Here is a 15,394-nt window from a genome sequence, read left to right as displayed (position 1 = left end):
TCAGACGCTTCTCCCATCGCTTTCGCGGATGAGCAGTAGCCCCTCCCTGCTCACTTCAAGATCCTGCCCGGCAACCACCAGCGACGTCGCGGTCGCCTCCTCGACGAGAAGCGGGCCGGAGATCTTCTGGGAAGCGGGCAGTTTCGTGCGTTCGTAGACGGGGCAGGACACCCAACCGACCGCGCCGCCGAAATAGACCTTGCGATGTCCCTTGAGGGCCGCGTCCAGCGAACGGCCGACAGGATCGAGCTTCGGGATGGCGATGACCGGACCGTGAAGCACCGCCTCCAGATGGATCATGGTGATCTCGACCGGCGAACCGGGCAGGCGGAAAGTATAGGCCCGCTCATGCGCTGCATGGAAACGTTCGGCAAAGCTTTCGGCGTCGTCGTCCATTTCAAACAGGGCGAAGACGCCGTGCTCCTGGCCGCGATACCGAGCCTCGACGCGGCAGACGTAGCGTATCTCGGCCGCGTCGCCCTTGGAGAAATACTTGACCGCATCCCGTTTCAGTTCGTCGAACCGGCGCTTGAGATTGCTGACGGCCTCCGAGGCGAGAGGCGCAAACCAGGTGCTGCGGAAATCGGCGCGCGGCTCGGCTGCCAGCATTCCCCAGGCCGAAAAGATGCCGGGATGCGGCGGCACTACCGTCACCTTCACCCCAAGATCGCGCCCGAGGCCGGCGGCAAGCGCAGGACCGGCACCGCCGGAAATGACGAAAGCGGCGTCGCGCGGATCGTGCCCGCGCTGAACCGTCACGAGCTTCAGCGCATTGATCATCGACGCATGGGCGATCTCGACGATGGCACGAGCCGCATCCTCGACCGACAGCCCCATCGGCTTGGCAACCGTCGCGATCGCGGCGGCCGCCTTGGATTTATCGAGCTGCATCTGCCCGCCGGCAAAGCTCGCCGGGTCGAAAATGCCGAGTGTCAGCAAGGCGTCGGAAAGGGTCGGTTTGTCCCCGCCTCTGCCATAGCAGGCAGGACCCGGCGTCGAGCCGGCGCTTTCCGGTCCGACGCAGAGCGCGCCGCGCTCGTCGATGCGGGCGATGGAGCCGCCGCCGGCGCCGATCTCGATGATGTCGACCACCGGCACCTGCACCGGATAGCCGGGCGCGATACGGGTATGCTCGAGCTTGTATTCACTGTCGAGCGTCGGCCGGCTGTCGTGAATCAGGGAGCATTTCGCCGTCGTGCCGCCGACATCGAGCGACAGCACTTCCGATTCAGCCATTACGGCACCAATGCGCGCCGCACCCGCAACGCCACCGGCCGGACCGGATTCGACCAGCGTCAGCGGGCTCATCTGCGCCTGATCGAAAGTGGAGATGCCGCCATTGGACTGCATCGCATAATAGGGGCAGGTGAGGTCGCGTTCCATCAGCGCGCTTTCGAGCCGGGCGAAATACCGCTTGATGATCGGCTGCACATAGGCGTTGAGCACGGCCGTGTTGGAGCGCTCATATTCCCGCCATTGACGCGACACCTCGTGACTGGCGCAAACAGTCACATCCGGCAGCGCCTCGGCAATCGCCTTCGCGCAGGCGATTTCGTGCTCGGGATTGACGTAGCTGTGGAGGAAGATCACGGCCACCGCCTCGACATTGCGGGCGCGGCACTCGCGGATGATCGCCTCGATATCGCCAAGCTCGATGGGCGTCAGCACCCGGCCCTTGGCATCCATACGCTCGCGCACCTCGAAGCGCAGGCTGCGTGGCACGAAGGCTTCCGGGCTTTTGAACTGGAGATTATAGAGATCGGGGCGGTTGCCGCGGCCGATTTCCAATACGTCACGAAAACCGGCGGTGGTCACCAGCGCCGTCCTGACGCCCTTGCGCTCGGTGATCGCGTTGATGACGGTCGTTCCGCCATGGGCGAAGAAGATCACGTCGCGCGTCGAAAGCCCGTCCTTCTTCTCGGCAAGTTCGATTGCCGCAAGAACGCCTTCCGATTGATCGTGAACGGTCGTCAGGCTCTTGGCGGTGAAGATCTCGCCCGTGCGTTCATCATAACCGACGAGGTCGGTAAACGTACCGCCTACATCCGTCGCCAGTCTGATCATCCCGCCATCCTCTCTACATATCCGTACTGGCTGCGTGCCTCCTCGCTGGTGATGTAGCCGTTCTCGACGTCGCGGCGGACATGCTCCGGCTCGCGGGCGTGCGGCTCGCCCCAGCCGCCTCCGCCGCCGGTGATGATGCGCAAGAGATCGCCGCGGTGCAGCTCGATATGCGGTTCGCGGCCGAAATTATGGACCTCGCCACCATCCTCTTCCACCTGCAGAAGATTGATGCTGCCGGGCTTGCCGCCCTCGATGCCCCAGGGCGGCGTGTCCGTGCGCCCGAAGCTGCAATAGGCCGACGCGCCGTCTCCAAGAATCTCATAATCGCGGATGACGCCGAAACCACCGCGACGGCGCCCGGCGCCCGATCCCCCCTCGACGTTGAGCGCATAGCGGCGCACGAGCAACGGAAAGCGCGCTTCGATGACCTCAACGGAATAATTGTAGGTATCGCCATCGGTCAGGGCGATCAGCGCATTGGCACCGTCGCCGTCCTTGCTCGCCCCCCAGCCGCCGTGTTGCGGCTCGATATGGATGAACGGCTGCCCCATCGCATCCTTGCCGGCGATATAGACGACGCAGAGGCTCGTATAGGAACCGGCGGAGAAGCGCTCGGGCATCAGCTTGGCGAGCGCCTTCCAGACGAGTTCGGAGGCATGCACCGAGCCTTCGTAATACCAGCCCGTCGGAGAAGGCTTCTCCGCGGTGAAAACCGAGCCTTTCGGCGCGATGACGGTGAGCGGCCGGAACCAGCCCTCGTTGGAAGGCGCCTCCGGCGCCACCAGCGCCTTGAAGATGGTGCGGACGGCCGACTGCAGCGCACCCGCGGCGCAATTGATCGGCCCCGCGACCGCAGGCGGGCAGCCAGTGAAATCCGCCGTTAGGCGATCACCGGCGATCGTGACCGCCACCTTGACCTTGATGGGGTCGGTGGTGACACCGTCGCCATCGACAATGTCAGTCGCTTCATAGATCCCGTCGGGCAACGCGGCGATGGCGGCGCGCGCCTGCTTCTCGCTCACGGTCAGGAGGTGATCGAAGGCGGCCCTTACGACGTCGGCCCCGTATTTACGGGCCAATTCGGCCATGCGGCGGGCGGCAACGCGAACGGTCGCCACCTGTGCGGTAAGATCGCCGATCGCGACGTCAGGCAAACGGACATTCTCGCGGATGATGCGCAGCACTTCTCCAGAGAAGCGATCACTGCGCACCACTTTCACGCCCGGCAACCGCAACCCTTCCTGAAAGACGGACGTGGCATTGGGCGCAAGGGAGCCAGGAACCGAGCCGCCGACATCGAGATAATGGGCAACATTGATGGCATAGGCCAGAATCCGTCCTTCGAAGAAGATCGGCTTGACGATGGCAAAATCGCAGGCATGCGTGCCGCCGGAATAAGGATCGTTCGTCAGCAGAATGTCGCCGTCTTCCAGATCGTCGCCATAGAGCGCGATCAATGACTTGACTTGTGTCCCAAAGGTGCCGGTGAACAGCGTGATGCCGTTCATCTGCGCCACGAGCTCGCCTTCAGGCGTCAGGAGACCGCAGGCAAAATCAAGCACCTCATAGATGACCGGGCTCATCGAGGTTCTGGCCATGACCACGCCCATCTCATCGACTGTGGCCGCCAGCTTGCCCTCGATAATCTCCTGCGTCACCGGATCGACGACGATCACGAATCTACCCCGCATTATAATATTCGCACGCGTGCAGATTAGGTGTTTTTTCGCCCATCGAAAGCCTTCCCGATGGGTGGGCGCATATGCCGAAACCTACCCGTTCGGGTGGGCTACTGATTGAGCATACCCTTTTGACGCGCTGCCGTGACGGCCGCCGTCCGCGTCGAGACGTTGAGCTTGGCGAAGATATTGCGCAGATGGAATTTGATCGTGTTGTCGGAAAGCGCCAGCATTCGGCCGATTTCCTTGTTGGAAAGCCCCGAGCTCAGCAACTCCAGCACCATGCGTTCACGGCCGGTGAAGGCGGATCCGCCGTCGGCGATGGTCGGCTCCTGCGCCGTCTCGGCCACCACGAGCAGAGACTGAAGACGTTTGCGGGTCACGTTTGCCACCGTCGGGTGATCGGCAAGCGCGCGAAGCTCTCCAAGTCCGGCCGCATGGTCGAGATGCAGCAAGGCCCGGTAATCGTCGAGCGGCATCGTCAGCACGAGATCGGAAAGGCGGTCGGCGGCGAGATCGGCACGGTCCTCGGCGACCAGAATCCCTATCTCGATGAGAGCAAGCTCGATCGCGCGTGGGACATGCAGGCGCTGGGACTGGCGCGTTCTGAACTGGTCGAAGACCTCGCGCGCCTTGGAAACTTCGCCGAGCGCCAGATAAGCGCGCGTCCAGAAAATTGCCGGCGTCGCCCCGCGCAGATGGATGGAAAGTAAATTGGCGCGATCAGCAATGATGGCCTGCATGCCGAACCCATTGGCCTCGGCGTGCCGGATCGCCTGGTCAAGATCACCCGATGCCATGAGAAGCATGGCGCGCTCGCCGTCGATCAGGCGGGTGAGCCGATCGAAGCCGCGCCGCCGCGCCGCCGCGCGAATGCGATCCATGGCGGCGTGGGCTGCCAGGAAATCCTCACGCATGCGCAAGACCCGTTGTTCGGCCATGAAGCCGGCGGCGAGAAGATCAAACCAGGTATCGTGGCGTTCGAGATGCGGCAGCGCCCATCCGAGCATGTCGGCTGCGGCATCCACCTCGCCCCGCATCGACAAAACTTCCGCTTTCAGCACCTGGCCGACCGCGTCGAGATCGCTTCCGGGTCCGATATTGGCCTGAGCTTCGCAGATCAACTCGTCGTAAGCGGCAAGCGCGCTCGCGCAATCGCCCGACAGAAAGAAGGCCTGGCCGATATGCGTGTAGAGGTGCATGGCACCGAAATCGGCACCGCCGTCGCGAAAAGCGCGAATGGCGAGATGACCGTAATGTAGCGCCCGGTCAAGCTCGCCGCGAATGAGGAAATTATAGGACAGCATGTTGAGCGCCAGTGCCCGATGGATAAGCTCCATGCCGTCCGGCTGCTGCAAATCGTCTTCCAATGCCGAAAGATCGGCCGTGCTCGCCCAATGATCCGTATAAAGCGCAAGGAGGATGCGCACGACGCGCAGATCTTTTGCGAGGATCGGGTCGCCGGCGGCGGCACGCTCGGCCGTGGCGAGGTAGTGATTGGCCGCGGCAAGCTGCGCCGCTTTGGCATGAAAAATCGAAAGCCCCAGCGTCGCGAGCGGAAAGCGGACCAGGTCGATCTCCGAGGCACGCCCACTCAAGGCCTGGAAAAGCGTGGCGCCGCCGCGCGTAGTGGCATAGACGCGCCGCCAGCCGCCAGCGGTTTCGACAATGCGCGCCGCAAGATTGGCATCGCCCGCCAAAAGCGCATGGTGGACCGCGCGGTCTATGTCGCCTCGGGCCTCGAACCAGTGTGCCGCGCGGTTCAGGGCACGGTTGGCATCGACACCCCTGCGGCTGGCGGTTCTTTTGAGAAACTCGTTGAAGACCGGATGGAACCGCATCCAGTTGCCCGGTCCGGCAAGCAACGTCACCGGAAGAGCGTACTCATTCAGCCGCTCGATCAACCCCGCGCGCCCACCACTTTCCAACACGGCATCGAGAAGCGGTTGATTGAAAGCCGGCAAGGCCGCAGTCTCAACCAGAAACAAGCGGATGTCCTCGGGCAGATGTTCAAATACCTGCTCCGAGAGATAGGCGCCCATATCCGCACCGCCGCCATCGAAGGAGGCGAGAATGGTGTCGCTTTCCTCGGATTCCGCGACCAGCAGGCTCACCATCTGCAACGCGACGGCCCAACCCTCCGTGCGGCGATTGAAAGAGCCGACCTGCTCTTCGGTCAGATGCGCGCCTTTACCCTCGAACAACTCCCGCGCTTCGGCGTCGGAAAAGCCGAGTTCGGCAACACCGAACTGCTTGAATTCGCCGCGCAGCCGCAGTGCCGACAGAGGAAAGCGCGGCGGACTGCGGCTGACCAGCACCAGTTTGACGTGCTCGAGCGAAAGATCGGCAAGGATCTTTGCCATCAGGGCTTCGGTGGCATCCGTCTGAGCGAAGTGATAGTCATCGAGGAAGATGACGAGCGGCTCTTCGATCTTGCGCAGACGCGTGCCAAGGACGGAAAGAAGCGCCGCGGCCGGCAGGTTGCCGGCGTCCGCACCGTCCTCGTTCAAAAGTGTCTGCAGGGCATCGATCAGGGCGAGCAGGAAAGCTTCCTGGCCCGTATGCTCGGCATCCAGCGACACCCAGCACAGCTTGACCCCGTCTTCCTTCAGCAGCTCGTACCACTGGACAGCGAGCGAAGTCTTGCCGTAGCCGGCGGGCGCGACAATGGTCGTTAGGCGTCGCAGCCCGGCGCGCCGGAGCTGCCGCAACAGGTCACTACGTCTGATGGTTTGCTGCCCGCTGGAGGGCGGAGCAAATCGATTCTGTCCACTCATGGGGCCGGATGATGCTGTCTTGGCAAGCAGTTTGCAACCCGCGCGAAAACGTTTGCAAAGCCGGTTGATCTCTATCGTTCAGAAGACTACGCCCACATGCAATAGTTGATTTTTCTCGCCATTGCAACGAAAAGCGCGAGATCTTCGAAGCGGGGATCGATTGAGACGAAAGCCGGCCGAAACCCTCTATCGACAAGCTTAAGAGAACAAAATTTTGACGTTTCCGCCTATAAACGGTCCGTTAGGGATTTATTGACCATAATTGGAGGCATAACGATGCCGCGGATGCGGCGCCTCTGAGTTCTGTTTCCATTAGCAAGGGCGAAAGTCGTATCCGTGCATCACGTGATCTTTTCCATCCCCGCGACAATTCTCGCCATGGCCTCCTCCTTCGTCGCCTGCCGCGTGGCGCTGATCGCGGTGCTGATGCTTGGTGCTTTTGCCGGCTCGGCTGCGGCCGAAGACCGGGCACTCAAGCTCTTCTTCACGCATACCGGGGAAAGGGCGACCATCACCTTCAAGCGCGGTGGCAAATATGATCCGAGGGGCCTTGCCCAGATCAACCGCTTTCTGCGCGACTGGCGAAAGAACGAGCCGACCCGGATCGATCCGGAACTGCTCGATCTCGTCTGGGAAGTCTATCAACGCAGCGGTGCCAGGGAAACCATACACGTCGTCTCCGCCTACCGCTCTCCCTCGACCAACGGTATGCTGCGCAACCGCTCGCGCAGCTCCGGCGTCGCAAAACACAGCCAGCACACGCTCGGCAAGGCGATGGATTTCTATATTCCCGGCGTCAAGCTCGCGAGCCTGCGCGCGATTGCCATGCAGATGCAGATCGGCGGCGTGGGCTTCTATCCCAACTCCGGCTCGCCCTTCGTGCATCTGGATGTCGGCAGGGTTCGCGCCTGGCCGAGAATGTCGCGCCAGGAACTGGCACGGCTTTTCCCGAATGGACGAACGCTGCATGTGCCGACGGATGGCAGACCGCTGCCGGGCTATGACGTAGCGGTCGCGCAATCCCGAAAGCGCCCGTCCCAGGTGAGCAGCAGGATCGCAGCCGTCGTGGACGAGGATGATGACGCCGGATCGTCGGCTGCCTCTCGTAGCGGTGCCCCCGACAGCAGCCTTATGACCAGCATGCTGCCGACGCCCAGGAGCCGAGCCGTGAACGGGCTGGAGGCTCAGCTTGGCAAGCGCGTGGCCGAAGAAAGCAAGGAGCAGCCCTTTGCCGATCTGGCCGCCTATGCCGTTCCACTGCCGGCATGGCGGCCGACCAGCAGTATTGTCGTCATCCCGACGGCCGCGCCTGAAAGACCAGCCCCTCCTGTTGTGCTGGCAAGTCTGGTGGTGGGACGCAACGACGCCGGAAAACTCGTAGTGTCAGACAACACGAAGAATACGACCGATAGCGCCATGGCAAAGATGCAGCCAATGGCGCAGTTGCCGAGCTCGGCCACGCAGGACGTATCGGCAGGCGTCGGGACCATGTCGACGGGGGCCATCGTCGCCTGGGCGCTGCAGCCGCCGGGCATGGCAGTCAACATGACGCTCCCGAGCCTCGTCGGCGCGCCAATACCGATGCATGAGGATATGACCGATATTCAGGACGGCGCCGCCTATGACGGTGACGACTTCGATGTCGAGCGGTTCGGCTTCGAAGGCTGAAGCAACCTTATAATGCGTAGTTTGTAAAGGTCAGTTCTCCCGATCCGGTGATCTCGCCGCCTGTTCCGATGCGGAAAGCGCGGCAAGTCCGCCAAGCGTAAAGCGAACCAGCCGGTCCGCCAGTTCCTCATCCTTAGTCGTATTCCGCCCAAGCGCCGGAATGATCTCCGAGACGCGTTTCTCGGCCACCAGAAGCATGAAACAGGGCGCCATCGTCGAAAGCGCAGCCTGAGCGACGAGCGGATGGTCCGGCGCGACGCCGATGATCTCGGCGATGACGCCAAACAGCAAAGCCTTCTTGGGCTCGATCTCCTGGCGGCGAAGCTTGTCGATATGAGGTGTGGGCGCGATCAGTTCGCGGACGATCACCTTGGCCGGCCATGAATCCTCATTCGCTGTCCTGACGACCCTGACCAGCAGACCGATAAACCGGCGCAGCTTCTCCTTCGGATCGATGTCCGCGGTTATCATGCGGGCAAGCACGTCGTAACTCATCAGGCGATGATGCGCCTCGGCGAGAACGTCTTCGTACAAAGCCTCGATACCGCCGAAGTGATAGTTCACCGCGGCCGCATTCGTCCCCGCGCGCAAGGCGATTTCCTTTGCGGTCGCGCGGTCGAAGCCGAATTCGGCGAAGACGGCGCCGCCGGCTTCGAGCAGACTCAAGCGCGTGGCCGCTCCGTCCTGCCGATCTCGTGATCGCGCGACTCGTCTTCTACTGCCTCTGGCCATTTCTCTGCCTTCCATTAATTCGAATATTAATTTGAAATTTGAATTTGACAAGTGTTATAATCTGCCCCGGATCGATCTCGGTCATCATTCGTTTCACTGGAGCCGACCGCTCGTTTGGAGTCCAACCAAAGCATGCAACGCGTCATCGTCATCCTGGTCCTTTTGATCGCCGGTGCGGGCGGTGCCTGGTGGTATCTCCATCGGGACGACGGCTCGAACGACCTCGTTCTCTATGGAAATATCGACTTTAGGCAACTCACCCTCGCCTTCAATGGCAGCGAACGTGTGGCCGAAGTCCTTGTCGAAGAGGGCGCGCAAGTCAAGAAAGGCCAGATCGTCGCCCGGCTGGACACGAGCCGGCTCGGACCGCAGGTCGCCCAGGCGGAAGCGCAGGCTGCCAGCCAACGCGCCAATCTCACCCGCCTCAAAAACGGCAGCCGCCCCGAGGAGATCGCCCAGTCCCGCGCCAATGTCGAATCCGCCAAGGCGGAGGCCGTCAATGCCCGCGCCCAGTTCGAACGTCAGAACGCGCTTGCTCCCAAGGCCGCGGTCAGCCAGCAGGCTCTGGACGAAGCCCGTTCGGCCGCCGCCGTCGCCGACGCCAAGCTCATCGCAAACCAGAAGGCGTTGGATCTGCTCATCGCCGGCTCGCGCATCGAGGATATCGAGGAGGCGGAAGCACAGCTGCATGCGGCGGAGGCCAACGTCGCGCTTCTCCACCAGCAGCTTGCCGACGCCGAATTGAGAGCACCCGTCGACGCGATCGTGCAATCGAGGCTGATCGAGCCCGGTGAAATGGCATCCCCCACACGAGCCGCCTTCTCGCTTGCGACCATCAGCCCGAAATGGGTACGCGCCTATGTTTCGGAAACACAGCTTGGAATGCTCCGTCCCGGCATGAAAGCCTCCGTCACCGTGGATTCGCTGCCGGGGCGGACGATCGGGGGGTGGATCGGTTTCATTTCCTCCGTTGCCGAGTTCACGCCGAAATCGGTGCAGACGGAGGAATTGCGCACAAGCCTCGTCTACGAGGTCAGGGTCTTTGTCGACGATCCGGACAACATGCTGCGGCTGGGCATGCCGGCAACCGTCCGGCCGCTTGCCGGCGAACAGGCGGTTCCGCCAACCGCGCAGCAGCAATAGAACGAGGATGCCATGAGCGCCGGCGATCTCTCGGTGATAGCAAAAAATATCCGCAAGACGTTTCGCCGGGACACCGGAGAAGCGGTGGAGGCGCTCGCCGATGTCTCGCTGGACGTGCGGAAAGGCGCGCTGACGGCGCTCGTCGGCCCGGATGGTGCCGGCAAGACAACGTTGCTGCGCCTGGCATGTGGCCTCGTCGCGCCGGATAGCGGCAGTTTGCAAGTGAACGGCTTTGATATCGCCACGGAGCCGCAGCATGTTCAGGACCGGATCGGCTATATGCCGCAGAAATTCGGCCTCTATGAAGATCTGAGCGTTCAGGAGAACCTCGATCTTTACGCCGATCTGCACGGCGTGACGCAATCGAAGCGCGACGAAACCTATCCGCGCCTCTTCGAGATGACGCAGCTCGGGCGCTTCAAGGAACGGCCGGCAGGAAAATTGTCGGGTGGTATGAAGCAGAAGCTCGGCCTTGCCTGCACGCTGGTGCGGGCGCCGGAACTGCTGCTGCTCGACGAGCCCACCGTCGGTGTCGACCCGCTGTCCCGGCGCGAACTCTGGGAAATCGTCTTCAAGCTCGTCAAGGAGGACGGGCTCTCGGTGATCGTCGCAACCTCCTACCTCGACGAGGCCGAGCGCTGCGAGCACGCCGTTCTCATGCACGCGGGAAAGATCCTCGATCAGGGACCGCCTGCCGACATAACTAGGAAGGCTGACGGCTGCTGCTTCATGGTTCCCACACCGGAAGACATGCCGGCAAGGTCCCTGCAGGCCCGTCTTTTCGCCCTGCCTGGTATCGTCGACGCCGTGCCGGAGGCCGGCCGGGTCAGGATCGTGCGCAAGGCGGATCAAAAGGACGCGCCGCTGCAAATGGACGATACCGAGCTCGACGCCGAAAGCGTGGCGCCGCGGTTCGAAGATGCCTTCATGATGCTGTTCGATGCCGTTGCCGGCGATGCCGAGCGCAAAACACAGATCAGCCAGCCATCGAACAATCACAATGGCGCCGAAACGGTTGTTGAGGTTCACGACCTCGTTCGCAAGTTCGGGGATTTCACCGCCGTCGATCATGTCAGCTTCAGCGTCCGCAAGGGCGAGGTCTATGGTTTGCTCGGCCCGAACGGAGCTGGAAAAAGCACGACATTCCGGATGCTTTGCGGTCTGCTTCCCGCAAGCGGCGGCACATTGATGGTCGCCGGCTCGGACCTGTTGAGAGCAGGCGCTAAAGCACGGCAGCGGCTGGGCTATGTCGCGCAGAAGTTTTCGCTCTACGGCCAGCTGAGTGTCGATGAGAATCTGGAATTCTTCGCAAGCGCCTATGGGCTGCGCCGCAAACACCGGAAAGACAGGATCGCCGCTTTGAAGAACCAGTTCGAGCTGGACCAGTTTTCAAAGCTGCCTAGCGGCCAGCTTCCCGGCGGCTTCAAGCAGCGGCTGGCGCTCGCCGCCGCCCTGTTGCATGAGCCGGATATTCTCTTCCTCGATGAAGCCACAAGTGGCGCCGATCCCCTGGCGCGACGGCAATTCTGGGGCCGGATCACCGCCCTGTCCGAGCAGGGCGTAACCGTCATCGTGACGACGCATTTCATGGAAGAGGCCGAATATTGCGACCGGATCATCATCCTGGATGCCGGCAAGAACCTGGCCGAGGGAACGCCGGTCGAAATCCGCGCCCATGCCGGGACACGCGGCGAAGCGGCGGCAACGATGGAGGAGGCCTTCATCGCGATCGTCGAGCAGGAACGTCATAAACAGGCGGAGAAAGCGGCATGAACGACCCCGTCGACAAACCCAGCAACGGATTGCGCGCAGCCCTGCGCCGCATCCGCGCGCTCATCCGCAAGGAGACCTGGCAGCTCCTGCGTGATCCGAGCAGCATCGCGATCGGCATCGTCATGCCGGTGGCACTGCTGATCCTGTTCGGATACGGCATCAATCTGGACGTCAACAACGTCCCCGTTGCGATCGTCATGGAAGAGAATTCGGTCGAGGCGCGCGGCCTCGCCTCGGCCTTCGAGCTCTCCAGCTATTTTTCGCCGAAGCCCGTCAAGACGATGGCCGAAGCCGAAAAGATGCTCCTGTCATCCGAGGCGCGAGCAATCCTGCGCATTCCCTCCGATTTCGCGCGCAAAATGGCCTCGGGCAATGGTGAGGTGCAGGTCGTCGTCAATGGCAGCGATGCCAACACCGCTCGCATCTCGCTGAGCTATGCCGAGGCGGCGGTCGGCGTCTGGGCCGCCAAGGAAGCGTCCCGCAAAGGCGCGACATCCGGCAGCGGCGTGACGATCCAGTCCCGGCTTTGGTTCAACGAAGCCAATGACAGCAGCTATTTCCTCGTCCCGGGCCTCCTCGTCCTCGTCATGACGTTGATCGGGGCGCTCCTGACCGCGCTCGTCATGGCGCGGGAATGGGAACGCGGGACTTTCGAGGCACTGTTCGTGACGCCGGTCCGCTCGAGCGAAATCCTGCTCGGCAAGACCGTCCCCTATTTTCTGCTGGGGCTTGCCGGGCTTGCGCTCTGCGTCGTCGGCAGCCGACTGCTCTTCGGCGTGCCGCTTCGAGGATCGCTGCTGATCCTCACGATCGTATCCATGCTCTATCTCCTGGTGGCGCTCGGCCTTGGCCTTGCCATCTCCTCCGTTACGAAGAGCCAGTTCATCGCAAGCCAGATTACCGTTCTCGCCACCTTCCTGCCGGCAATGATGCTCTCGGGCTTCATGTTCGATCCGCGGAGCATGCCCTGGGCGGTACAGATCATCACCTACATCTTTCCGGGCCGGTACTTCGTCACCCTGCTGCAAACCCTGTTTCTCGCCGGCAATATCTGGAGCGTCATCCTGCCCAATGCCGCCGTGCTGGCCGGCATGGCAACGGCGCTTCTGGCGCTTGCCGTGCGCATGACCCGCAAGAGGATCGCATAGCCATGTTGATCGCATCGCTTCTGCGCATCGCAACCCTGATCCGCAAGGAACTCCTCGTTATCCTGAAGGATCCGAGAAGCCGGGCAAGCATCGTCGTCCCGCCCATCCTCCAGTGCCTGATCTTCGGCTATGCCGCCACCTACGACCTCAATACGGTCCCCTATGCACTCGTCGACCAGGACAGGACGACGGCATCGAGAAACCTGGTCGCAAAGATCGAGGGATCCGGCATCTTCGAAAGGGTGGCGACGCTGGCGCAGACAGGTCAGGCCGTCAGGTTGCTCGATACCAAGCAGTCCGTCCTGATCATCGTCATCGAGCACGATTTCGAAAGACAATTGGAAGCCGGCTCGACCGGCACGGTGCAGGTCATCGCGGACGGCAGGAATTCCAACACGAGCGGCATTGCGCAGGGCTATGCCAACACGATCGTCCGCGACTTCACCGCCGACTGGTTGGCACAGAAGGGCAGCTCCGGCAATGCAGTGCGGGTGACGACGCGCGCCTGGTACAATCCGCAGCTGGAAACGCGCTGGAGCATGGTCCCATCGCTCATTGGCACGATCACCATGCTGATGACGATGATGCTAACGGCCATGTCCGTCGCCCGCGAGCGCGAGGAAGGAACCTTCGACCAGTTGCTCGTGGCGCCCTTCACGCCGACCGAGATCATGATCGGCAAGGCCGTCCCCTCGATGATCGTCGGCATCACCCAGGCATCGACGATCCTGCTGGTGGCCTTGGTCTGGTTCCGCATCCCGTTTGCCGGCTCGTTTCTGACGCTTTATCTCGGGCTGAGCCTTTTCCTTGCTGCGGCCATCGGCTTCGGGCTGTTCCTGTCCTCGATTGCCGCCAACATGCAGCAGGCGATGATCCTCTGCTTCGTCTTCCTGATGCCGTTCATGCTGCTGTCCGGGCTGATGTCGCCGACCGACAACATGCCGAAGGTTCTGCAATATGCGACGATGATCAACCCGCTGAAATATGCGATCAGCATCACCCGCGGCGTCTATCTCGAAGGTGCCGGGCTCGACGCGCTTCTTCCCGACATGCTGGCCCTGGTCGTGATCGCCGCCGCAACGATGCCGGTTGCCGCCTGGATGTTCCGTCACCGGTTGAACTAGCGTAATTCCGGGAAGGCCCGCCGTGTAGCGCCGATCACGTCGTGGACGAGGTCGGCCGTCATTCGACGCGCAGCCCCGCCTTCTTCAGGAGCGGCATGACCCGGTCGCAGAAGAAGGGCAATTCATAGGTGTAGTTGACGAAGGACATGGCAATCCCGCAATAGCCCTGTTCGGCGATGGCGATCATATCTTCGACGATCTTTTCCGGCGTACCGACCAGCGGATAGCCACCCGCGCCGCCTGCAAACCGCTTGCGGTAGCGATCATAGGCTTGCGCGTCGTGCGACTGGGAGAATTCTTTCTTGCCGGCCATATGCGCATCGACCGCCTCATGGTCGGCAAGCGTCACGGCATAACGTTCGTAATAGTCCTCCGCCTCCTGCTGGCTTTCGCGGCAGACGACGTGGCAGACGGTATAGGCGCCGACATCGCGGCCAAGCTTTTCCGCCCGCCCCCTGATATCCTCGACATGCTTGCCGGCCTCGGAAATCTCGGTGAAGGTGGTAAAGAGATATTCGCAATTCTTCGCCGCGAAATCCCGGCCCGGCCCGCCGAAAGCCGCGTTCATGGTGACCGGCCGCGGCGATTGCAGGCTGGCCGGCCGGCTCACCACATCCTTCAGCTTGTAATAGGTTCCGTCATAGTCGAACGGCGCGTCCGACGTATAGGCCCGCTCCATGATATCAAGCCATTCGTCCGCCTGGTCATAACCTTTCTCGACCAGCGGCACCCCGAACATGCCGAACTCCTTCGGGTTCCAGCCGCAGACGATATTGAGGCCTGCGCGGCCGCCGCTGATATGATCGACGGTCGCGAGCGCCTTGGCCGCATAGAGCGGATGCACGAGCGGCACGTGAACGGTCATGAAAAGGCCGATCCGTTCCGTGACGGAGGCAAGGCCCGCCGCCCAGGTGAAGGTCTCGAAGGACCATTCACGCACCCGATTTTTGCCGCCGAAACCCTTCCAGCGGGCGATCGGAAGGAAGAAATCCAGCCCGCCGCGATCGGCGATCTGCACGGCGTTCAGATTGTCTTTCCAGCGAGCCTGCCAGCGCTCCGGCACGTCGGTGATGGCAAGGCCCCCATCGGCATTGGCGGAAAAGACACCGAGTTTCAGCTTGCTGGGACCTTTCAGCGGATGCGGCTTGATCATGCTGTTCCTCTTTTATGGGTCTTCTGCGGGCGGAACGTATCGCCTCCACCCGTTCCCCTTGGGCCGCTACTGTCGATCCATCGATCGGAAAAAACAAGTTTAAACCTAAACTATTTTTGCGCACGGATCGAAA

The 15,394-nt window shown here is 62.1% G+C and carries 10 protein-coding genes; 5 read left to right on the top strand and 5 right to left on the bottom strand.

Features of this window, described 5'->3' with window-relative positions; all coding sequences use genetic code 11:
* From HGP12_RS09255 to HGP12_RS09245, 3 genes are all read right to left on the bottom strand, one after another.
* The gene (locus tag HGP12_RS09255; protein ID WP_168839211.1) at nucleotides 1-2,064 is read right to left on the bottom strand and encodes a hydantoinase/oxoprolinase family protein; all 2,064 of its coding nucleotides are present in this window, start codon (nucleotides 2,062-2,064) and stop codon (nucleotides 1-3) included.
* Nucleotides 2,061-3,755 carry a hydantoinase B/oxoprolinase family protein gene (locus HGP12_RS09250; protein WP_168839212.1) on the bottom strand — a complete coding sequence of 565 codons (1,695 nt, stop codon included), beginning with the start codon at nucleotides 3,753-3,755 and terminating at the stop codon, nucleotides 2,061-2,063. Before HGP12_RS09250 ends, HGP12_RS09255 begins: the two co-directional genes overlap by 4 nt.
* 98 nt (nucleotides 3,756-3,853) lie before the next feature.
* Nucleotides 3,854-6,520 carry a LuxR C-terminal-related transcriptional regulator gene (locus HGP12_RS09245; RefSeq protein WP_168839213.1) on the bottom strand — a complete coding sequence of 889 codons (2,667 nt, stop codon included), beginning with the start codon at nucleotides 6,518-6,520 and terminating at the stop codon, nucleotides 3,854-3,856.
* Nucleotides 6,521-6,898: 378 nt separating this feature from the next.
* On the opposite strand from HGP12_RS09245, the gene HGP12_RS09240 reads away from it, so the two are divergent.
* Nucleotides 6,899-8,188: a DUF882 domain-containing protein gene (locus HGP12_RS09240; protein WP_168839637.1), complete on the top strand. Its 1,290-nt coding sequence runs from the start codon at nucleotides 6,899-6,901 to the stop codon at nucleotides 8,186-8,188.
* Nucleotides 8,189-8,218: 30 nt separating this feature from the next.
* Here HGP12_RS09240 and HGP12_RS09235 read toward each other — a convergent pair whose 3' ends face one another.
* Nucleotides 8,219-8,854, bottom strand: a complete 636-nt coding sequence (locus HGP12_RS09235; RefSeq protein WP_168839214.1) for a CerR family C-terminal domain-containing protein — start codon at nucleotides 8,852-8,854, stop codon at nucleotides 8,219-8,221.
* A gap of 198 nt (nucleotides 8,855-9,052) precedes the next feature.
* Between HGP12_RS09235 and HGP12_RS09230 the strand changes: the two genes are divergently transcribed.
* From HGP12_RS09230 to HGP12_RS09215, 4 genes are read left to right on the top strand one after another with little or no spacing between them, the layout of a single operon-like run.
* Nucleotides 9,053-10,063 (top strand): efflux RND transporter periplasmic adaptor subunit, encoded by a 1,011-nt coding sequence (locus tag HGP12_RS09230; RefSeq protein WP_168839215.1) that lies wholly within the window; start codon nucleotides 9,053-9,055, stop codon nucleotides 10,061-10,063.
* A gap of 12 nt (nucleotides 10,064-10,075) precedes the next feature.
* Entirely contained in the window at nucleotides 10,076-11,836 is a 1,761-nt protein-coding gene (locus HGP12_RS09225; RefSeq protein WP_168839216.1) for an ATP-binding cassette domain-containing protein, read from the top strand.
* Nucleotides 11,833-12,984, top strand: a complete 1,152-nt coding sequence (locus HGP12_RS09220) for an ABC transporter permease (protein ID WP_168839217.1) — start codon at nucleotides 11,833-11,835, stop codon at nucleotides 12,982-12,984. Before HGP12_RS09225 ends, HGP12_RS09220 begins: the two co-directional genes overlap by 4 nt.
* Before the next feature lie 2 nt (nucleotides 12,985-12,986).
* Entirely contained in the window at nucleotides 12,987-14,108 is a 1,122-nt protein-coding gene (locus HGP12_RS09215) for an ABC transporter permease (protein WP_205926381.1), read from the top strand.
* 58 nt (nucleotides 14,109-14,166) lie between these two features.
* Here HGP12_RS09215 and HGP12_RS09210 read toward each other — a convergent pair whose 3' ends face one another.
* Nucleotides 14,167-15,261, bottom strand: coding sequence for an LLM class flavin-dependent oxidoreductase (locus tag HGP12_RS09210; protein ID WP_168839218.1), 1,095 nt, complete (start codon nucleotides 15,259-15,261; stop codon nucleotides 14,167-14,169).
* Nucleotides 15,262-15,394: the final 133 nt, after the last annotated feature.

This window comes from Rhizobium sp. P28RR-XV (assembly GCF_012641385.1).
Taxonomy (GTDB): domain Bacteria; phylum Pseudomonadota; class Alphaproteobacteria; order Rhizobiales; family Rhizobiaceae; genus Rhizobium.
This window is presented reverse-complemented; position numbering and strand designations above follow the sequence as displayed.